The following is a 20,529-nucleotide window of genomic DNA, read 5'->3' on the forward strand; positions in this document are numbered from 1 at the left end:
ATATCGCCAACACCCGCCGCGATTACCTTCACAAGGTCACAACGACTATCAGCAAAAACCACGCGATGATCGTCATTGAGGATTTGAAGGTTGCCAGCATGTCAAAATCAGCAGCGGGCACGACCAGTCAGCCGGGGCGCAACGTCCGGGCAAAATCAGGGCTGAATCGTTCGATATTAGATCAGGGCTGGTTTGAGCTGCGCCGCCAGCTCGAATACAAGCAGGCATGGCGAGGTGGTCAGGTGTTGGCGATAAACCCGGCCTACACCAGCCAGCAGTGCGCCTGTTGTGGGCATACTGCGAAGGATAACCGCCAGACGCAAAGCCAGTTTAAATGCGCTGCGTGTGGTTATGAGGCGAACGCCGATGTGAATGGCGCTCGCAATATTTTAGCGGCGGGACACGCCGTTTTAGCCTGTGGAGGCGCGGTGCAATCAGGCCGCCCGATGAAGCAGGAACCCGGTACTGCGCGAGCAGCTATCACCCAGTAATGGGGATCCCCCTCCTGTGACGCGAAGCGCTAAGGTGGGGGAGGATGTCAAGATCCGCATTGCCAAGCGTCTGCGCCTTGGGGGACGTGATCTTGGTCTGCTGCTAATCAACGTTCAGGCTGCCCGTATGCTCAAGGAGTTTGCCGACAACCGCGGCAAGGCAGCCGATCACATCATGCTGTTCAACCAGGACGGATACTGGCTGCGCAGCCCGGACCCATCCCGGGAGTGGGGCTTCATGCTCGAGCGCCCGGATCTGACTCTGAAGCAGACTTCTCCCCAGGCCTGGCAGGCGTTCTGGGACGCATCAAACGGCCAGATGGAGTCTGCCGACGGACTCTGGAGCTGGACCACCCTGTACCCGGCACAGAATCATGATCAGCTGATCTGGAAAGCCGCGTCCCTGGTGCCGCACAGCGAGCTGCAGGCCATTCGCACTCATATCTGGGGGATCATCTTGGCCGCCAGCGCCGTGCTGCTGCTGTTGTTTGGTGCCGGTGTGGCTGCACTGGTGCGCAGCAGGCACAAGGAGCAACTGGCCCAGCAGGAAGCGGCCAGGTTGGCACAGGTCAAAGGTGATTTCATCGCCAACATGAGCCACGAGATCCGCACCCCCATGAACGCCATCATGGGGCTGACCTACCTGCTCGAACAGGGAGGGCTCGAGGATGGTCAGCATGCCCTGGTGCGCAAAATCCACCAGGCCGGGCAGGCGCTGCTCGGGATCATCAACGACATCCTCGATTTCTCCAAGATTGAGTCGGGTCGGCTCAAGCTTGAGCGGGTGCCATTCAGTCTCGAAGAGGTGCTCGATCACGTGGCGGCCATCATGTCCACCTGCGTTGGCCAGAAGCACCTCAAACTGGTGGTGAGCAGTGCCCCCGAGCCGGTTTCCCATCTGATTGGGGACGCCCTGCGCCTCGAGCAGGTGCTGCTCAACCTGACCGGCAATGCCATCAAGTTTACCGAACGCGGCGAGGTGGAGGTCAAGGTTGTGCTGGAATCAGAGCAAGACGGCATGGCCACCTTGCTGTTTCGGGTGCGCGACACCGGGATCGGCATTCCCCCCGAGCAGCAGGCCAACATTTTCAATGCATTCTCCCAGGCAGACTCCTCCACCAGTCGCCGCTTCGGGGGCACCGGGCTTGGTCTGACCATCAGTCGCCGCCTGGTGAATCTGATGGGGGGGACATCGGCGTCACCAGCGAGCTTGGCAAGGGGAGCGAATTCTGGTTCCGCGTCCGGCTGGAGCAGGGGGAGCGGCCCGAGGCCTTGAACGAGCGCCTGCAGCACATCTCGCTGCTCATCGCCGACGACAATCAGGTGACCCGCGACGCCCTGTCGATGACGGTGGGTTCCCTCGGATGGCAGTCGCGGGTGGTGGAGTCCGGTGAGCAGGCGCTGCACCATCTGCTGCGCCAGGGGGAGCGTTTTGACGTGATCCTGCTCGACTGGATCATGCCGGGCATGGACGGGCTCGAGACCTGCCTGGCCATTCGCCGCGCCTTCGAGCAGCAGGAGCGTTCACCCATCATCATCATGGCGACCGCCTATTCCCAGGATGAACTGATGCACCGCCCCGGCTCGGATCAGGTGGATCTGGTGCTGCACAAACCGGTCACCGGCTCCAGTCTCTACAACGCGGTGGCACGTCTCATCCACGAGAAGCGCGAGCATGTGGAGCCCCTTGAGAGTGGCCAGCGCCGTCTGCGCCTGCCGGGCGTGCACATACTGCTGGTGGATGACAGCGACATCAACCTGGAGGTGGCGACCCGCTTGTTGCAACGGGAGGGGGCCGAGGTGATCACCGCCATCGATGGGGAGCGAGCCCTGGCCTGCCTGGCAGATCCGGCACGGCGCATCGATCTGGTACTCATGGATGTGCAGATGCCAGTGATGGATGGCTACGAGGCGACCCGTCGCCTGCGTCTGCTGCCGGGGCGGGAGGAGACTCCCGTGCTGGCACTCACCGCAGGGGTATTCAAGGATCAGCGGGAGGCGGCGCTGGCCTCTGGCATGAACGACTTCATCGCCAAGCCGCTCGATGTGGAGCAGCTTATCGCGACCTTGCTGCGTTATCTGCCGGACTGTGTCCTGCCGCTCACAGTGAGCGACGAGCCACTCCCCCATGAGCCGGTGGCCGGCATCGATATCGATACCGGACTGCGCAACTGGGGTGAAGCCTCGGTCTATCTTAAATACCTGCGGCGTTTTCGCGATGACTACATGACGGTTGGTACCGTGTTGCCGGACTATATCGCCCAGCACGAGACCGATGCGGCCGCGAGCCTGACCCACAAGCTCAAGGGGGGGGCGGGGAGCCTGTCACTCACCGATGTGGCGCGTATCAGTGCCGAGTTGAACGAGGCCATCGAGCAGGGTGGCGACACCAGCCAGCTTATCGCACCCTTCCTCGAGGCCCTGGAGCGTGCACAACACTCCATCGATACCTATGCCGGGCGCGGTCAGTTCCCCGCTGGCCCAGGGGGAAGCGCGGGAGGTCTGCCTGCACGCCCTGCATCAGGCCCTGGTGAGCGAGGATCTGGATCTGATTGAGCCGGCGCTGAGCCAGGCAAGGAGTCACCTTCCTTGTGAACTAGTGAGCGAGATAAGCGCAGCCCTGGAGCTGTTCGATATCCCGTTCGCCACCCGCAAGCTGGAGGATTATCTGGAGGATCGGGAGGAACCTGCGCCATGAGTCGACCGCGCGTGCTGATCATCGACGACGAGCCGAGCAACCTCGGGTTGCTGCGGCAAATCCTCAAGGAGGAATACAACCTCTTCTTTGCCAAAGGGGGAGAGGAGGGGTTGGCCGCCGTGGGGCGTCACGAACCGGCACTTATCATGCTGGACGTGCGCATGCCCGACATGGATGGTTACGAAGTGTGCCGCCGGCTCAAGGCCGATCCGGCTCACGCCGGGATCCCGGTGCTCTTTATCACCGCGAGCGACAACGCAGACAGCGAGAGCCAGGGGTTCGAGGCGGGCGGAGTGGATTATATCTACAAGCCGGTCTGTCCGAGCACGGTGCGTGCCCGGGTGCGCAATCATCTCTCCCTGGTGCGCCTCGATCAGCTCGAGTGCAGCTATCGCACCGCCATCGTCATGCTGAGCGAGGCGGGCCACTACAACGACACCGACACCGGGGTGCATATCTGGCGCATGGCCGCTTACGCCCGGGCCCTGGCTGATGCGGCGGGCTGGAGCCCGGAGCAGTCGGATCTGCTGGGGCTGGCAGCCCCCATGCACGACATGGGCAAGATTGGTATCCCTGACCACATCCTCAAGAAGCCCGGTCCCCTCACCGAGGAGGAGTGGATCATCATGCGAAGTCACCCGCGCATCGGTTACGAGATCCTGAGGCGATCCGATGCCCCCCATCTTTCGCATGGCGGCGGAGATTGCCCTGCACCACCACGAGAAATGGGACGGCTCCGGCTATCCCGCCGGCGAGACCGGCGAGGGGATCCCCGAGGCGTCGCGGATCGTGGCCATCGCCGACGTCTTTGACGCCCTGAGCGTACGTCGCCCCTACAAAGAGCCCTGGCCCCTGGACCGGGTGCTGGCCACCATGCGCGATGGCTCCGGCCAGCACTTCGATCCCCGGCTGCTCTCCCGTTTTCTCGAGATCATGCCGGAGATCTTGCGCCTCAAGGCGCAATGGGATGCCCGCGAGGAGCGGGGGGATTACCAGATGGGCTGTGTCAGATAGGGATTGCTGGCCCGTTCGTGACCAAAGGTGGAGCTCGGGCCATGGCCCGGAATAAAGACGATCTCATCCCCGAGCGGCAGCAGGGTCTCGGTGATCGACTTGATCAGCGCCCCGTGATCCCCGCGCGGGAAATCGGTGCGGCCTATGCTGCCGGCAAAGAGCACATCTCCCACCCAGGCGAGGCGTTCTGCCTGGCAGAGCAGCACGATGTGGCCCGGAGTGTGGCCCGGGCAGAAATAGACATCCAGCTCGCACCGGCCCAGCTGCACCTTGTCACCCAGTGCAAGCCAGCGATCGGGGGTGAAGGCTGGTGTGTGGGAGAAGCCGAACATCTGACTCTGCTGGGGCAGCATGTCGAGCCAGAAGGCATCCTCCTTGTGGGGGCCGGTAATGGCGACACCGGTTCTCTCGCGCAGCTCGGCGGCGGCGCCCACATGATCCAGATGGCCGTGGGTCAGCAGGATATGGGTGAGGGTCAGCCCCCGTTTGGCTATGGCGGCCAGCAGCTTGTCCGCCTCGCCGCCGGGATCGACGAGGGCAGCCTGGCGGGTCTCGTCACACCAGATAAGAGAACAATTCTGGGCGAACTGGGTGACCGGGATCACCTCGAACTTCAACATGTGGGACTCTCCTGAGGGGTCTGAAGGGGGGAGCGTTTGGCGAAGAAGGCGAGGCAGGCCTCCTTGGCACCACGAAACAGGATCCGCTCGCGCTTGTTGTCCAGCTGATAGCGGTACATGGGGTCATAGTAGCGAGTCAGCAGCAGTCTGATCCAGACCAGATGGGCGCGGGTGTCCCCGCTCTGGGCCTGTTCCCTGAGGGCGGCCTGCAACAGCCCATCGAGTTCGCGATAATCCTTGTCACCGAGTCGGCGCTTGAGCCTGGCCATGGCGTCGGTGAGGTAGCCGGCAAACAGCGGCCAGCCTGCATCTGGCCCATGGAACTCCAGATAGCGCAGCCAGAGATCCTGCACGTAATCGGTGCGGATCTGCTCGGCCCGTGCCTCCTGCGGCACCTCCACCACCACCAGGGGAGCCCGGCACATGGCCTCATAAAGGTTGAGTGGCAGGGCGCAGCGACCGATGAGACGGCTCTCGTCTTCCAGTACAAACTGTGACTCTCCCCGGTTGCGACGCTGAAGCAGCTCGATGGCAAGCCGATTTTCGAAGTCGATGTTGCCGGGTTGCCCACCCGGCAGTTGGCCAAACGACGACCCCCTGTGACGGGCGTGCCCTTCCAGATCCACCGCCTGGGTGATGTGCGCCAGCATGTGGGTCTTGCCGGAGCCGGTCATGCCGGTCAGCACGGTCCAGTCGCACTCTGCACTGGCCTTCGCCTGGGTGTCGATGAGAAAGTGGCGCAGCGCCTTGTAGCCGCCCGCGACCCGGGGGCGGGTGATGCCGGCCTCGGCCAGCCACTGCTGCACTGTCTGGGAGCGCAGGCCGCCGCGAAAACAGTAGAGCAGGGCGTCGGGTTGCTGGCGCAACCTGGCCAGCCAGCCTTCCATGCGCGCGTCGCGCACCGCGCCTCCCACCAGTTGATGGCCCAGGGCGATGGCTGCGGCCTGACCCTCCTGCTTGTAACAGGTACCGACCCGGGCACGCTCCTCGTCCGTCATCAGCGGCAGGCTGACGGCGGTGGGAAAGGCCCCTTCCTTGAACTCGACGGGGGCGCGCAGATCGATGAGTGGAACCTCATCCAGAAAGATCCGGGCGTAATCCGTGGCCAGTGGCAGGGTACTCATTGGACAACCTCGATGAACTGGTTGCCGGTGCGGGCCTGCAACTGGCCGATGGGAGAGAGGGTCAGCCCTGCCTGTGCGGCAATGGCAAGGAGCTCGGCTTCACTTTCTTTACCGACGGCTACCAGCAGGCCGCCGCTGGTCTGCGGGTCGCACAGGATGCTGCGGGTGCGATCATCCATGGCGCCCAGCTTGTCACCATAGGAGTCGAAGTTGCGCAGGGTACCGCCTGGTACGCAGCCCTCACTCAGGTAGTAATCCACCTCGTCCAGCAGCGGCAGCGCCTTGAAGTCCAGACGGGCACTGACGCCGGAACCTTCGCACATCTCCAGCAGGTGGCCTGCCAGTCCAAAACCGGTCACGTCGGTCATGGCGTGCACGCCGGGTAAGGCGGCGAAGCGCTGGCCAATCTTGTTGAGGGTACACATGGCATCCGGGGCCAGTTGCTCATGCTCGGGCTTGAGCTTGCCCTTCTTCTGGGCGGTGGTGAGGATGCCGATGCCAAGGGGTTTGGTAAGATAGAGCACATCACCCACCTGGGCGGTGTCATTCTGCTTGATGGCGTCGAGTGGCACGATACCGGTCACTGCGAGGCCGAAGATGGGCTCGGGGGCGTCGATGCTGTGACCGCCTGCCAGAGAAATGCCCGCCTCGTGACACACCTGGCGACCCCCGTCGATCACCTGCTGGGCCACTTCAGGTGCGAGTATGTTGACGGGCCAGCCGAGGATGGCTATGGCGACGATGGGTTTGCCGCCCATGGCGTAGATGTCGCTGATGGCGTTGGTGGCGGCGATGCGACCGAAGGTGAAGGGATCGTCGACGATGGGCATGAAGAAGTCGGTGGTAGAGACGATGCCCTGGCCGTTGCCGATGTCGACCACGGCGGCATCATCCTTGCTGCTGTTGCCGACCACCAGGGTGGGGTCGTCAAAGCCCGGGATCTGGCTCTTCAAGATGGTGTCGAGCACCTTGGGGGAGATTTTGCAGCCACAGCCAGCGCCGTGGCTGTATTGGGTCAGACGAATGGAAGACATGCTTTCCCCTTGTGTGGGCAGACTTGTGTGTGCCAATAACTGCTGCGGCGCCGTCAAATGTGCGCGCAAAAATAGGGTGGCCCTGGCGGCCTGTGAACACAGTGATGTCAGGCTGCCAGGCAGGGCGGGAGGAGGGCAAGGATGCGCCGGCGAAGCCCCGCCGAGGACCACAGGACGGGCCATTATGCCACAGACGGCCCTCTTGATTCGAACTGTAATTCACACAAAGCGCAGGGGATTGTCGGGTTCAAAAAGAGCCGTACTCTTCGCCTTGCTCAGGCTAGTCCCACTTTGAGCCGCCCCGACGGCGTGCCGGTCTTGCATCGGGGCAGCATGTGGCGACGGAAACTAGCCAGCTTGCTCCATCACTGGTTGGGGAGCCTTGCCTAGCCGGTGCAGTCGCCGTTGCAGCGGCCGCTCCAGCAGGGTGTAGCTCAGCGCCGAGAGCCCGATCAGCACGGCGAGCATCAACAGGGTGGCCAGCACCCCCAGCAAGGGGTTGGTCTGGGCGTACCACCACGCGGTGAGCCCCGGCGCCAGAGAGTGGACAAGCTCGCAGCCGGTGAGCAACACCAGGGCGTGGAGCAGGTAGATGGAGTAGGAGAGATCCCCCAGCCAGTTGGTGAAGCGGTTGTCCAGGAGGCGCAGCAGCGGGCTCTGGCGATCGCCCTGGCAGGCGGCAATCCAGATCAGCAACACGTAGGCGCTGATCAGCAGCAGGGTCAGCTGCGGCGTCATGGTGAACTGCATCAGCGCGAAGGGGAGCAAAAAGGCGAGCAGCAGCGGCAGATCCCGCTGCATCATGGGCCACTGGCGGGCAGCCTTCACCTTGGGCAGCAGCCAGAGGCCGAGCACGAATTCACTCACCCCGCGCCCGATGGCCAGCGCTCCGCTGGTGACATCCAGGGTACCCCGGCTGTGCACGATAAAGGCCAGCACCGTCAGGGCCAGCAAAGGGGCGAGGTTGCTCCAGCGGCTGCGGGTGACGGCGAGGGAAATGAGCAGTGGAAACAGCAGATAGCTAATCCACTCCACGCTGAGCGACCAGGCGGCGAAGTTCCAGGTCAATCCGTGATCGGTCACCACCTGCAGCAGCAACAGGCTGCTTGGCAGCGCCTCGGCCGGGGTAAAGGGTGAGCCGAACGGAGGCATTCCTTCCCACTCCCACATCTTGAACAGGGGACCGGCGTAGAAGCCAATCCCGTGGTGGGCCTTGTAGAGCTCCCAGCCTACCAGCAGCAGCAGGGTCACTAGGTAGAGGGGATACACCCGGGTGAGCCGCAGCCAGAGGAAGCGACCATAACTCACGGTGTGGGGCGAGCGGGTGAAAGCCTCCCCGTAGACGTGGGCCAGCACCAGCCCGCTCAAAATAAAGAAGAGATCGACCCAGAGGTAGCCGTTCTCGATGAGTTGGGTGTGGCCGGCGATCGACTCCATCCACTGGGGAAAGAGCAGCAAGCGGGCGTGGAACAGCACCACCATCAGGGCAGCGATGTCCCGCAGCGGCGTCAACAGCGGCAATGATTGATTCATGACGGGATCCTTGATGATGTTCAGCTTGGCCTGACATCAATTTTTGTTGTGGTGCCGCTCATCAACCCTGATGAGTCGGCTGCCCCGGCTTGGCGGCCACAGGCGGGATCACCCTACCTAAAAGAGAGTCATACGAGTGTGATTGCCGTCATGAATGGGCGTTTATCATCCTAAAACCAGCATGGGATAGGGACGCATCGAAAATAGAGAGGGGATCTAGACTAGGGAAGTCATCCCTCTGAGCGTCAGGAACATCCCCATGAAACTCTATGCCCACCCCTTTTCTTCCTACAGCCAGAAAGTGCTGATCGCTCTCTACGAGAATACCACCCTGTTCGAGTACCGGAATCTCGAAGAGCCGGAGGCGAGCGCCGAACTTGCCGCCCTCTGGCCACTCAAGCGCTTCCCGATGTTGCTGGATGATGGTCGCTGCATCCTCGAGAGCAGCACCATCGTCGCCCATCTGCAGGCGCACCATCCGGGCCCCGTCAGCCTGATCCCGCCTGGCGATGCGGGTCTGGAGGTGCATATGCTGGATCGCGTCTTCGACAACTATGTGATGACGCCGATGCAAAAAGTGGTGCTGGATGCAATGCGCCCGGCCGCTGATCGCGACCGCTATGGCGTAGTGGAGGCCCGCGAGCTGCTCAATCAGATCTACCCCTGGCTTGATCAGCGACTGGAAGGACGCCACTGGATTGCCGGCGCAGACTTTACGCTGGCCGATTGCGCCGCAGCCCCCTCGCTCTTCTACGCCGACTGGGCCCACGAGATCCCGGCTGGCTATGGCCGTCTGCGTGCCTATCGCGCCCGTCTGCTCAATCATCCCTCCATCGTGCGGGTGGTGGAGGAGGCGAGGCCATTTCGACACTACTTCCCGCTGGGCGCGCCGGCGCGTGATTGAGCGGGATGACTTGTGGTGGGCGAGTATTGTCGTCCCAGGCAATGTGCGAGGCGGACAGGGGCATGGCGTGATCCATTGCAGGGGAAAACAGCAATATTCATTCAAATGAGTGGGTATGCGTTTATGGCTGATATTTCCCCGAGGATTTTTGAATGTTGATGCGTAATATTTCATGCTTTTGCATAAAAAAATGCCGGGCATGTCTCTGCTGGTGGGTTGTGTAGTGAAAGAGAGATGAGAATCGGGTTAACGATGCGGCAACCTTTGATTGAAGATGGCAGTCGTCAGTCGAAGAGGAGGGATGGGGGCCGCAATCGCTGTTGGTGGCAAAGTCGGGGGGAGGTTGTCTCTTTGGCGCTGCATAAAAAAAGCCCGCTACGATCGCGGGCTTTTTGATGACTAGCAGAACCCAGTCCTGGCCCGGATCTGGAACCGGGGACAAGGGGGGCAGCGCTGGTCTGCTCGGCTTAGCGGGCGCGCACCACCAGCCCCTTGAGGTAGAAGCCTTCCGGATAGGCGGTACCGATGGGGTGATCAGATGCCTGGGAGAGCAGCTCCAGGATCTGGGCATCGCGACCGGCATCGAGGGCCGCATCGGCCACTATCTTCTGGAACAGGCTCTGCTCCATCAGGCCGGAGCAGGAGTAGGTCAAGAGCACGCCACCCGGCGCCAGCAGTTGGAACGCCAGCATGTTGATGTCCTTGTAGCCGCGGCAGGCGCCCAGCAGCTGGGCCTTGCTCTCGGCAAACTTGGGTGGGTCCAGCACGATGACATCGAACTTCTCGCCCTTCTCGCGATATTCGCGCAAGAGCTTGAAGACGTCGTGACGCACGAACTGGGTGTTGCTGGTATCGAGACCGTTCAGTTCGGCGTTCTGGCGGGCGATGTCCAGCGCATTCTGGGAGAGATCGACGTTGACTACCTCCTTGGCACCGCCCTGGAGGGCATAGACCCCGAAACCGCCGGTGTAGCAGAAGCAGTTGAGCACCCGCTTGCCTTCAGTGTATTTCGCTGCGGCAAGGCGGTTATCCCGCTGATCCAGATAGAAACCCGTCTTGTGACCGTTGCGAATATCGACCAGGATCTTGACGCCGCCGTTCTCCTCGATCACCACGGGGTCGGTCGGGGTCTCGCCATGAATGACGCCGGTGCGCTCCTTCAGCCCTTCCTTCTTGCGCACGGCCACGTCGGAGCGCTCATAGATGCTGCACTCGGGGTAGAGGGTACGCAGGGCTTGCGTTATCAGCTCACGCTGGAACTCGGCACCGGCGGAGAGGATCTGGCACACCAGGAAGTCGGCGTAGCGGTCGATGGTGAGGCCCGGCAGACCGTCGGATTCGGCGGCGCAGAGGCGATAGCCGGTGAGGCCCTGACGCTTGATGAGCCCGTCACGGGACTCCTGGGCGTATTTGAGGCGACGGATGAAGAAGTCGAGATCGACGCTCTCATCCTTGTCGAAGGTCCAGACCCGGGCACGGATCTGGGAGCTGCCGGACCAGGCACCACGGGCGAGCCATTTGCCGTCATGGGTGAAGATCTCGACGGTATCGCCGTCAACGGGGTTGCCCTGCACCCGCTCAATGCCCTTGGAGAAGATCCAGGGGTGGCGACGCAGCAGGGATTTTTCGCGGCCTTTGACGAGATAGATGGAAGCGCTCATGGGTAGTTGCCGATGGTAGAAAAGAAGGGGGCATATAGTAGGGGCTGTGAGGGTAGGCACGCAAGCCGCGTCTACCGGGATCCGTGCATCCACACGCGGTCAGGGTCGGACGGGCTGTTTAGCACGTCCCCAGCGCCTGGCCCAGACATGGCAGGCCATCTGGAGGATGGCCTGCCGGAGGGGGTCAGATCCGCAGGCCGGTGAGCGCCTGACCGAGTTCATTGGCGGTTCCCTTGAGGCCGGTGGTGCCGGCGACCGCCGCGCTGGCGGACTCCTCCACCCGGCTCGCCTCGTGGCGCACCTTGTCGAGGTTGCGAGTGATCTCCTCTGCCACCGAACTCTGCTCTTCGCTGGAGGTGGCGATCTGGGTGCTCATCTCCAGGACCGCATCGCTGTGGTTGCTGAGCCGCTCGATGTCCATGCCCACCTCGGTGATGAGCTGCTGGCTGTCGGCCGCGCGCCCCACCGTCTTCTCCATGATGTCGTTGAGCGCCCCGGTCCCGGCCTGGAGCTCCTCGATCATCTGCTGGATCTCTACCGTGGCCTGTTGGGTGCGGCTGGCGAGGGTGCGCACCTCGTCGGCCACCACCGCAAAGCCGCGTCCCTGTTCACCAGCCCGGGCGGCCTCGATGGCGGCGTTGAGGGCCAGCAGGTTGGTTTGCTGGGAGATGGCGTTGATGACGTTGACCACTTCGTTGATGCGATTGGCGTTGTGAGTCAACCGTTCGACCGCGCCCGAGGCATTGCCAATCTCGTCCGCCAGGGTGCGGATGGCGGTGATGGTGCGTGCCACCCGCTGTGCCCCGTGAGTCGCCTCGTCGCTGGACTGGCGGGTTTGCAGCAGGGTGTCATTGGCGTTGCGGGCCACTTCCCGGATGGCGGCGGACATCTGCTCCATGGCGGCGGCCAGGGAGTCCATGTGCTGTCGCTGGGCGCGGGCAAGCTGCTCGCCGTCGCTGGCATGCTCGCGAAATTCGTCGGCGGCCAGGGTAAGGGCATCGGCGGACTCTTCCACCAGTTGCACTATCTTGTGCTGGCGGTCGGTGAAGGTGTCGATACTGCCCGCCAGAATGGAGAACTCGTCCCGCACCGGAAAGAAGTTGAGCCGGAAGGTGAGATCGCCGTTCGCCACCGTCTGCAATGCCTTGTTGGTGGAGTAGAGGGCCCCCGAGACGAAGGTCATCAGATAGTGGGTGATGAGGGCCAGCAGGGCGGCCAGCACCGCGATGATGGTGAGCGTGGTGCCCTGACCATCCCAGAGGGCGTAGTGACTCGTATCCAGGGTACCGGAGACGACGCCCGCCTGACCTGCGCTGGCGCCATAGCGATAGATGTCTCCCTGCTGGCTAAGGCCGGTGGCGGCGCCAGGCGTGAGTACGAGATCCGCGGGCAGGGTAAGGGTCGGCTGCTGGCTCACCAGCTGGGCCGTGGTCTCGACCCGCCCTTTGAGCTGATCCACTCTGAGCTGCATCGCCTGATCATGGCCGTCGGCCAGCAGATACCAGGTGAGGAAGGCGATGAACACCAGGGGGCACCAGAAGGTGATGAGAAATTTCTCGCTGATCGTGAGGTGAATGAGATAACGGTCAACCCACCGAAACTTTACTTCTTTCATAATGGTATTGCGTCCTGCAAGGGGAAGAGAGTGTCGCGCTCATTATCGCCCCGGGGAAAAATTACTTAAGGGAAAGGTGTGATAAATGGGAGAGCAATCGTTTGTCGTGCGGGTGTGGGGTCAGGTTCAGGGAGTGGGGTTTCGCTACTTCACCCGGGAGCGGGCGCTGCAACTGGGGCTGCGGGGGCATGCCTACAACCTGGAAGATGGCTCGGTGGAAATCCTGATTGCCGGTCCCGAACAGAAGGTACAGATGATGCTGGGCTGGCTTGAGCACGGGCCCCGAACCGCCACCGTCACCCGAATGGAGTGCACCCAGGCGTTGCCACCCACCGGAACCGGTTTTCATACCAACTAGCCGGGAGGGTTCATGGGGGAGAGCTGGATTGCGCAGGCCAACCGGCTCGTTGGGCAATATCGGGGGGCGACCCTGGCACTGCGCGAGCACAAGGGGATGGAAGAGGTGCATGCCTACCGGATAGCGGCCCGCCGCCTGCTGGCGCTGCTCGCCCTGTGGCGACCCCTCATTCATGAGCCCGAGCTGGAGCGGCGATTGACCCGTGCTGTCGGCACGCTCTCCGCCCTGCGCGATGCCCAGGTCTATGCGCAGCATCATGGTGGCTCGCTTCGGCAGAACCGCTTGCCACGGGTCCCCCTGTTGACCGGCCCGTTGGCTGGCCCGACTGGAAGAGGTACCCGTCGGTGTCGATCTCTTGCCGCTGTTTCAGCTGCATCTGGCGCTGTCACTGTCGGATGCACTGGCTAAGACCTCCTCCCTTCCTGTGGGCATCAGGGCGAGACTTCGGTGCTGGCACCGGCTGCGTCTGGTGCTGAAACAGGCGCGCTACGGGATGGAGCTGCTGACGGCTCAGGGGGGAGGGGATCCGGCCTGGTTGTCCATGCTGGTGAGCTGGCAGGAGCGTCTTGGGCAATTGCAGGACAGACGCCAATGGCTCAGACGCCTTCGGGGCGAAACGGGGCGAGGTCAGCAACGGCGAGCCCTGAAAACAGAGATCCGCTGCCAACTACTGCAACTGGATTGCCATCAGGTGGAGCTGGTCGGCCTTCGCATGGCATTGCAGCAGAGCGGGCAGTAAGCACCCCACAAGATAAAAAAGAGAGGCCATTGGCCTCTCTTTTCATTGGGACTGTCCGGGAAGGGGCGTATTACTTCACGCGCATGCCCGGCTGGGCACCTTCCTGGGGCTCGAGGATCCAGAGATCCTTGCCACCCGGACCTGCCGCCAGCACCATGCCTTCGGACATGCCAAAGCGCATCTTGCGCGGGGCCAGGTTGGCCACCATCACGGTCAGCTTGCCTTCCAGATCTTCCGGGTTGTAGGCGGACTTGATACCGGCAAAGACCTGACGGGTTTCGCCGCCGATATCCAGTTGCAACTTCAGCAGCTTCTCGGCTTCCGGCACCGCTTCGGCTTTCTTGATCAGCGCCACCCGCAGGTCAATCTTGGCAAAGTCGTCGTAGGTGATGGTCTCGCTGATGGGATCGTCCACCAGGGGGCCTGCCGGCTTCTTGCTCTGCTCCTTGGCGAGATCTTCCTTGGACGCTTCCACCATGGCATCCACCTTGGCGGACTCGATGCGGGAGAAGAGCGCCTTGAAGGGAGCGACGCCGTGGTCGACCAGAGGGGCGGCGATGCCGTCCCAGGTCAGGGTTTCGCCAAGGAAGGCTTCGGCGCGCTCGGCCAGCTGCGGCATGACGGGCTTCAAGTAGGCCATCAGCACGCGGAACAGGTTGATGCCGACGGAGCAGACGGCTTGCAGCTCGGCATCCTCCCCTTCCTGCTTGGCGATGACCCAGGGAGCCTTGTCGTCCACATAGCGGTTGGCCTTGTCGGCCAGGGCCATGATCTCGCGGATGGCGCGGCTGAATTCGCGCGCTTCATAGGCTTCGGCGATGCTGGTGCTGGCGCTGGCAAACTCGGCGTAGAGTGCGGGCTCGGCGCAGGTGGCGGCCAGCTTGCCGTCAAAACGCTTGGCGATAAAGCCGGCGTTGCGAGAGGCCAGGTTGACCAGCTTGTTGACCACATCGGCGTTGACGCGGGAGACGAAGTCTTCGAGGTTCAAGTCCAGATCGTCGATGCGGCTGTTGAGCTTGGCTGCGTAGTAGTAACGCAGGCACTCCGGATCCAGGTGCTTGAGATAGGTGGACGCCTTGATGAAGGTGCCCTTGGACTTGGACATCTTGGCGCCGTTGACGGTCACATAGCCGTGCACGTTGACCTTGGTCGGCTTGCGGAAGTTCGCGCCTTCCAGCATGGCCGGCCAGAACAGGCAGTGGAAGTAGGCGATGTCCTTGCCGATGAAGTGATAGAGCTCGGCGTCGGAGTCCGCTTTCCAGTAGCTGTCGAAGTCGATGTCGCCGCGCTTGTTGCACAGGTTCTTGAACGACGCCATGTAGCCGATGGGGGCGTCCAGCCAGACATAGAAGTACTTGCCGGGGGCTCCGGGAATTTCGAAGCCGAAGTAGGGGGCGTCACGGGTGATGTCCCACTGCTGCAGGCCGCTTTCGAACCACTCTTGCATCTTGTTGGCCATCTCTTCCTGGATGGCGCCGGAGCCGCGTACCCAGTCGGCGAGCCAGGCTTCGAACTGGGGCAGGTCGAAGAAGTAGTGCTCGGAGTCCTTCATCACCGGGGTCGCACCGGAGACGGCGGATTTCGGATCAATCAGCTCGGTCGGGCTGTAGGTCGCGCCGCAACTGTCGCAGTTGTCACCGTACTGATCGGGGGACTTGCACTTGGGGCAGGTGCCCTTGACGAAGCGATCCGGCAGGAACATGGATTTTTCCGGATCGAACAGTTGAGAGATGGTGCGGATCTTGATTTTGCCGGACTCTTTGAGACGGCCATAGATCACGCCCGCCAGCTCGCGGTTCTCGTCGCTGTGGGTAGAGTGGTAGTTGTCGAAGCTGATGTTGAAACCGGCAAAATCCCCCTGGTGCTCCTGGGAGACGGCGGCAATCATCTCTTCCGGCGAGATCCCCATCTGCTGAGCCTTGAGCATGATGGGCGTGCCGTGGGCATCGTCGGCACAGACGAAATGCACCTGATGGCCACGCATTCGCTGATAACGAACCCAGATATCGGCCTGTATGTGTTCCAGCATGTGGCCGAGATGGATGGAGCCGTTGGCATAGGGGAGGGCGCAGGTTACCAGCATTCTACGAGGATCAGTTGCCATAATACGTTCTTTATGTGCCTGTTGGGATGATACAGTGCCGTGCATGTTACCCGAATTGGGGGCGGCCTGCCTAGGGTTGTGGCCCCCAGTGCCCTGACTGGCGGCATCACGATGACGTCGGCAAGCCACTGATTTATGTGCGGTAACCGTTCACCTCAGGATAACGACAACATAATGGGGAGTTAATGGTGATTGATTCAGTAAAACAGATCCTGGCCGAATTTAAGCCGGCAGGATGGGGCAAGGATCTGGTCGCGGCCGGTTTTGTGCGTTCCGTCGAGCGGCACGAACAGACCCTGGCCATCACGCTGGTGCTGCCCTTTGCCGGCCAGTCCCTCTTTGAACAGATCAAAGAGGAGTTCGATGCCCGGCTGCGCAGCGTCACCGGCGCGACCCGCATCGACTGGACGGGGGAGATAGACGTGGCCAGCATGCCCCGCGCGCAGCAACTGGCGGCGGTGCAGGGGATCCGCAATATCCTGGTGGTTGCCTCCGGCAAGGGAGGGGTGGGCAAGTCCACTACCGCGGTCAACCTTGCGCTGGCGCTGCAAAAAGAGGGGGCGCGGGTCGCCCTGCTGGATGCGGACATCTATGGCCCCTCCATCCCGACCATGACGGGGACCCTCAAGGAGCGCCCTGTCAGCTTTGATGGCAAGTTGATGGAGCCGGTGATGGCCTGCGGCATCAAGAGCAACAGCATCGGTTATCTGGTGGCCGAGCAGGATGCCACCATCTGGCGCGGTCCCATGGCGAGCAAGGCACTCGGGCAGATCCTGCACGAGACCCGCTGGGGCGAGGTGGACTACCTGGTGGTGGACATGCCCCCGGGCACCGGCGATATCCAGCTGACGCTGGCCCAGCAGGTGCCCACCACGGCGGCGGTGATCGTCACGACGCCCCAGGATGTGGCGCTGGCAGATGCCCGCAAGGGGATTGCCATGTTCAACAAGGTCAATGTGCCTGTGCTTGGCATTGTCGAGAACATGAGTTACCACGTCTGCAGTGCCTGCGGGCATCACGAGCCGTTGTTCGGTACCGGCGGTGGCCAGAAGATGGCGGAGCAGTATCACGTGGCGCTGCTTGGTCAGTTGCCGCTGCATATCGACATTCGCCAGCACATGGATGACGGCTGCCCCACCGTGTTCGGTGCGCCGGATGGCGAGCTGTCACAGACTTACCTGAAACTGGCTCGCCGGGTAGGGGCCGAGCTCTATTTCAGCGCAAAACCGATTGCGACCCCGCTCTACACGGTGGCGCTGGACGAATAATCGGCGTTCGGCCAAGGGGGACGGATTTGGGGTGGGCATGGCCACCCCTTTTTCATATAATGGATCGGTTTAAACAATCCCCAGTGCTCTTCTCTTTAGGTATTTTCAATGTCTGATACTCAACATTCCTGCGTGATCATCGGTATTGCTGGTGCATCCGCGTCCGGCAAGAGTCTTATCGCCCAAACCATCTATGAAGAGCTGGTGGCCGAGCTGGGAGCGGGTCAGATTGGTGTGATCACCGAGGATTGCTACTACCGTGATCAGACCCACCTGACCATGGAAGAGCGGGTCAAGACCAACTATGACCACCCCAATGCCCTGGATCACGATCTGCTGGTGCAGCATCTGACCCAGCTGACGCAAGGGGAGGCGGTCAACATCCCCCAGTATTCCTATACCGAGCACACGCGCATGACCGAGGTCACTACCTTTGCACCGCGCCGTGTCATCATCCTCGAAGGGATACTGCTGTTGACTGACAGCCGCCTGCGCGAACTGATGGACGCCTCCATCTTCATGGATACCCCGCTCGACATCTGTTTGCTGCGCCGTCTGGTGCGCGATGTGCAGGAGCGCGGTCGTACCATGGACTCCGTGCTCAAGCAGTATCAGAAGACTGTGCGTCCCATGTTCATGCAGTTCATCGACCCGTCCAAGCAGTATGCCGACGTGATCGTGCCCCGTGGCGGCAAGAACCGCATCGCCATCGACATGCTCAAGGCGCGTATCCGCCATATGTTGATTGGTTGAGAGAAAACAAGCCGGGTGATGCCCGGCTTTTTTTAATGAATCTTTTGTCAGGAGAGTCGCAGAATGCGTCTTTGTGATACCGATATCGAACGGCACCTGGATGAAGGCAAGATCGTCATCGAGCCGCGGCCCGGTGTTGAGCGGATCAGCGGCGTCAGCGTCGATGTGCTGCTGGGCAACGAGTTTAGGGTGTTTCGCGATCATACCGCGCCTTACATCGACCTTGGCGGTACCAGTGCCGAGATGGCCGATGCCATCGAGCGGGTGATGAGCGAGGAGATCCACGTGCCGGACGGTGAAGCCTTCTATCTGCACCCGGGTCAGCTGGCGCTGGCGGTGACCTATGAATCGGTTACCTTGCCCGCCGATATTGTCGGCTGGCTGGATGGTCGCTCCTCCCTGGCGCGCCTGGGCCTCATGGTGCACGTCACCGCCCACCGCATCGATCCGGGCTGGTCCGGCCGCATCGTGCTGGAGTTTTACAACGGCGGCAAGTTGCCTCTGGCCCTGCGTCCCAAGATGAAGATCGGTGCCCTGAACTTCGAGATGCTGTCAGGTACCGCGGCTCGCCCGTACAACAAACGGGAAAATGCCAAATACAAGAGTCAGCAAGGGGCTGTGGCCAGCCGGATCAACCAGGATTGATCCCCGCACCGTGCGGTTTGTCTATCGAGGAGGGTGCCAAGGCACCCTCTTTTTTATCTGACAAAAGGAAACGGGCGTGCCGAGTGGGTTGAAAAGCGGCCTTTTTCGGGACATTGAGCCATGCTCCGGCTTTGATTGGCGCCTATCCACAGCAATGGAATGGACTTAAATTAATCCTCGACAAGCCCCGTTCCTACAGGCCCTAAGACATTTTCTGACGGAATGCCCTTTTTTTTTTTTGCTGAAATATTTCAACAACGGGTATGGCGCATCGAGCCTTCTGGCATAATCCGCCGCAACTCATAAACAGGTTCGTTTTTATGTTTGAAATGTTTAGTGGTTTGGGTTTGTGGTGGTCAATCGGTTTGGTATTGGCCGTTTTTTTTGTGCTGGCCTATGAATTCATCAACGGCTTTCACGATACCGCCAACGCGGTAGCAACGGTTATCTATACCAAGGCGATGCCGGCTCATATGGCGGTGGTGGCTTCCGGTCTGTTCAATTTCGCCGGTGTCATGCTGGGTGGGTTGGGGGTGGCCTATGCCATCGTTCACCTGCTGCCCATCGATCTGCTGCTTGGCATGGACTCTACCCAGGGTCTGATCATGGTGTTCTCCCTGCTGTTCTCGGCCATCGTCTGGAACCTGGGAACCTGGTACTTCGGCATTCCGGCATCCAGCTCCCACACCCTGATCGGTTCCATCCTGGGGGTAGGCGGCGCCTATGCCCTGATCAGCCATCAACCTCTGAAAGAGGGTATCAACGTCGGCAAAGCCATCGACATCATGCTCTCTCTCATCATCTCTCCCACCGTGGGCTTCATCATTGCCGCCTTGCTGCTGTTCGCCATGAAGCGCGTATGGCTTGGCAGCAAGATCCACAAGACCCCGGAAGAGCGCCTGCTGGTGGACGGCAAGAAGCATCCACCGTTCTGGGCCCGTGTCACACTGATTTGCTCCGCCATGGGGGTGAGCTTCGTACACGGTTCCAACGATGGCCAGAAAGGCATCGGTCTGGTGATGCTGGTGCTGATCTGCATGGCGCCTGCCTATTTTGCGCTGGACATGAACAGCCGCTCCTATGATCTGGACAGAACCCAGGATGCCAACCAGCGCATCATGGAGATCTACCAGCGTAACCAGGATCAGGTCTCCCATCTGGTGAACTTCAGTGTCCCTGCCAAAGCCCAGGAGGAGCTGATGAGCCACTGTGCGGCAGGGGAGGCCCTGCAGGCCATGGCGACCCTCGACAAGCGTCTGGGCCAGGTGCGCACCTACGAGGAGATGAATCTGGTGGATCGCCGCGAAGTGCGTCGCCTGCTGCTGTGCATCGACGACACTGCCCGCAAGGTCTCCAAGTTGCCACTGCCGGCCAAGGAGCTGACCGATCTCGCCAAATGGCGCAAGGATCTGACCGCAACGGCCGAATATGCGCCGACCTGGGTCATCGTGTCCATCGCCCTGGCGCTCGGTTGCGGTACCATGGTGGGCTGGCGTCGTATCGTCTACACGGTAGGGGAGAAGATCGGTTCCTCCGGCATGACCTACAGCCAGGGCATTGCAGCCCAGATCACGGCCGCCGCGTCCATCGGGATTGCGAGTCTGACCGGGATGCCGGTGTCCACCACCCACATTCTCTCCTCTGCGGTAGCGGGGACCATGGTGGCCAACAAGTCCGGCCTGCAGAGCCAGACCATCAAGACCATTCTGCTGGCCTGGGTGCTGACATTGCCGCTCACCATGCTGCTCTCCGGCGGTCTCTTCCTGCTGAACAACCATCTCTTTGGCGGATAAGCGCGACAGTCATTGGAAATGAAACAAGGGCCTTCGGGCCCTTTTTTGTGGTTCATCGCGGCTTTCCGGGGAAGGCCGCCTTGATTTTCAGAAAAAAGTATTCTGAGTCCCTAAATCCATATGCCATACGCTTTATCACTTTGATCTTGTTGTTCACCCCTTCCAGCACACTCGT

Annotated in this window: 19 protein-coding genes and 1 pseudogene; 12 read left to right on the forward strand and 8 right to left on the reverse strand. The window is 61.4% G+C overall.

Going from position 1 to position 20,529, the window contains the following annotated elements; translation table 11 throughout:
• The 4 genes and pseudogenes from C3418_RS17430 to C3418_RS24800 form a co-directional block, all read left to right on the forward strand.
• Positions 1-491: RNA-guided endonuclease TnpB family protein (locus tag C3418_RS17430; protein ID WP_146054122.1), on the forward strand; the 491-nt coding region annotated here is incomplete at its 5' end.
• Between the two features lie 52 nt (positions 492-543).
• Positions 544-3,189 (forward strand): annotated as a pseudogene (locus tag C3418_RS25015) (response regulator); the annotation flags it as partial.
• On the forward strand, positions 3,186-4,001 hold the full coding sequence (locus C3418_RS17440; protein ID WP_254052380.1) for a two-component system response regulator: 816 nt from the start codon (positions 3,186-3,188) through the stop codon (positions 3,999-4,001). The pseudogene C3418_RS25015 and the gene C3418_RS17440, both read left to right, overlap by 4 nt.
• Positions 3,898-4,203 (forward strand): HD-GYP domain-containing protein, encoded by a 306-nt coding sequence (locus C3418_RS24800; RefSeq protein WP_258040117.1) that lies wholly within the window; start codon positions 3,898-3,900, stop codon positions 4,201-4,203. The genes C3418_RS17440 and C3418_RS24800 overlap by 104 nt, the downstream gene beginning before the upstream one ends.
• On the opposite strand, the gene C3418_RS17445 is transcribed toward C3418_RS24800, so the two are convergent.
• The 4 genes from C3418_RS17445 to C3418_RS17460 all read right to left on the reverse strand — a co-directional run bounded on the left by C3418_RS17445 (position 4,179) and on the right by C3418_RS17460 (position 8,514).
• A complete protein-coding gene (locus C3418_RS17445; RefSeq protein ID WP_052815082.1) occupies positions 4,179-4,823 on the reverse strand; it encodes an MBL fold metallo-hydrolase in 645 nt (214 codons plus the stop codon). The two genes, C3418_RS24800 and C3418_RS17445, sit on opposite strands and share 25 nt — an antisense overlap.
• Positions 4,817-5,947 carry a tRNA 2-selenouridine(34) synthase MnmH gene (gene mnmH / locus C3418_RS17450; RefSeq protein WP_052815083.1) on the reverse strand — a complete coding sequence of 377 codons (1,131 nt, stop codon included), beginning with the start codon at positions 5,945-5,947 and terminating at the stop codon, positions 4,817-4,819. The genes C3418_RS17445 and mnmH overlap by 7 nt, the downstream gene beginning before the upstream one ends.
• Positions 5,944-6,981 (reverse strand): selenide, water dikinase SelD, encoded by a 1,038-nt coding sequence (gene selD, locus C3418_RS17455; RefSeq protein ID WP_052815084.1) that lies wholly within the window; start codon positions 6,979-6,981, stop codon positions 5,944-5,946. The genes mnmH and selD overlap by 4 nt, the downstream gene beginning before the upstream one ends.
• Before the next feature lie 348 nt (positions 6,982-7,329).
• On the reverse strand, positions 7,330-8,514 hold the full coding sequence (locus C3418_RS17460; RefSeq protein WP_103858964.1) for an acyltransferase: 1,185 nt from the start codon (positions 8,512-8,514) through the stop codon (positions 7,330-7,332).
• Positions 8,515-8,773: 259 nt separating this feature from the next.
• Between C3418_RS17460 and C3418_RS17465 the strand changes: the two genes are divergently transcribed.
• Positions 8,774-9,418 (forward strand): glutathione S-transferase family protein, encoded by a 645-nt coding sequence (locus tag C3418_RS17465; RefSeq protein WP_052815086.1) that lies wholly within the window; start codon positions 8,774-8,776, stop codon positions 9,416-9,418.
• A gap of 467 nt (positions 9,419-9,885) precedes the next feature.
• Here C3418_RS17465 and C3418_RS17470 read toward each other — a convergent pair whose 3' ends face one another.
• Both C3418_RS17470 and C3418_RS17475 read right to left on the reverse strand, forming a co-directional pair.
• Positions 9,886-11,079, reverse strand: coding sequence for a class I SAM-dependent methyltransferase (locus C3418_RS17470; protein ID WP_039039155.1), 1,194 nt, complete (start codon positions 11,077-11,079; stop codon positions 9,886-9,888).
• Positions 11,080-11,263: 184 nt separating this feature from the next.
• On the reverse strand, positions 11,264-12,694 hold the full coding sequence (locus tag C3418_RS17475; protein WP_103243130.1) for a methyl-accepting chemotaxis protein: 1,431 nt from the start codon (positions 12,692-12,694) through the stop codon (positions 11,264-11,266).
• Positions 12,695-12,779: 85 nt separating this feature from the next.
• On the opposite strand from C3418_RS17475, the gene C3418_RS17480 reads away from it, so the two are divergent.
• The 3 genes from C3418_RS17480 to C3418_RS24810 all read left to right on the forward strand — a co-directional run bounded on the left by C3418_RS17480 (position 12,780) and on the right by C3418_RS24810 (position 13,791).
• Positions 12,780-13,052, forward strand: coding sequence for an acylphosphatase (locus C3418_RS17480; protein ID WP_010674727.1), 273 nt, complete (start codon positions 12,780-12,782; stop codon positions 13,050-13,052).
• Positions 13,053-13,064: 12 nt separating this feature from the next.
• Complete coding sequence (locus tag C3418_RS24805) at positions 13,065-13,460, forward strand: CHAD domain-containing protein (protein WP_053288198.1); 396 nt, start codon at positions 13,065-13,067, stop codon at positions 13,458-13,460.
• 61 nt (positions 13,461-13,521) lie between these two features.
• Entirely contained in the window at positions 13,522-13,791 is a 270-nt protein-coding gene (locus C3418_RS24810; RefSeq protein WP_234716512.1) for a hypothetical protein, read from the forward strand.
• 70 nt (positions 13,792-13,861) lie between these two features.
• Here the strand turns inward: C3418_RS24810 and metG are convergent, their stop codons facing one another.
• The gene (metG, locus tag C3418_RS17490; RefSeq protein ID WP_053288196.1) at positions 13,862-15,895 is read right to left on the reverse strand and encodes a methionine--tRNA ligase; all 2,034 of its coding nucleotides are present in this window, start codon (positions 15,893-15,895) and stop codon (positions 13,862-13,864) included.
• A 185-nt stretch (positions 15,896-16,080) separates the two neighbouring features.
• On the opposite strand from metG, the gene apbC reads away from it, so the two are divergent.
• The 4 genes from apbC to C3418_RS17510 all read left to right on the forward strand — a co-directional run bounded on the left by apbC (position 16,081) and on the right by C3418_RS17510 (position 20,354).
• Positions 16,081-17,163: an iron-sulfur cluster carrier protein ApbC gene (apbC, locus tag C3418_RS17495; RefSeq protein ID WP_053288195.1), complete on the forward strand. Its 1,083-nt coding sequence runs from the start codon at positions 16,081-16,083 to the stop codon at positions 17,161-17,163.
• A gap of 108 nt (positions 17,164-17,271) precedes the next feature.
• Complete coding sequence (gene udk / locus C3418_RS17500; protein WP_010674731.1) at positions 17,272-17,916, forward strand: uridine kinase; 645 nt, start codon at positions 17,272-17,274, stop codon at positions 17,914-17,916.
• Positions 17,917-17,979: 63 nt separating this feature from the next.
• A complete protein-coding gene (dcd, locus tag C3418_RS17505) occupies positions 17,980-18,561 on the forward strand; it encodes a dCTP deaminase (RefSeq protein WP_010674732.1) in 582 nt (193 codons plus the stop codon).
• 320 nt (positions 18,562-18,881) lie between these two features.
• The gene (locus tag C3418_RS17510) at positions 18,882-20,354 is read left to right on the forward strand and encodes an inorganic phosphate transporter (protein WP_029314527.1); all 1,473 of its coding nucleotides are present in this window, start codon (positions 18,882-18,884) and stop codon (positions 20,352-20,354) included.
• A gap of 52 nt (positions 20,355-20,406) precedes the next feature.
• Here C3418_RS17510 and C3418_RS17515 read toward each other — a convergent pair.
• Positions 20,407-20,529 (reverse strand): transposase (locus tag C3418_RS17515; protein ID WP_139700475.1); only part of this gene is annotated, 123 nt, incomplete at its 5' end.

It is taken from the genome of Aeromonas sp. ASNIH8 (assembly GCF_002919855.1).
Lineage (GTDB): Bacteria > Pseudomonadota > Gammaproteobacteria > Enterobacterales > Aeromonadaceae > Aeromonas > Aeromonas caviae.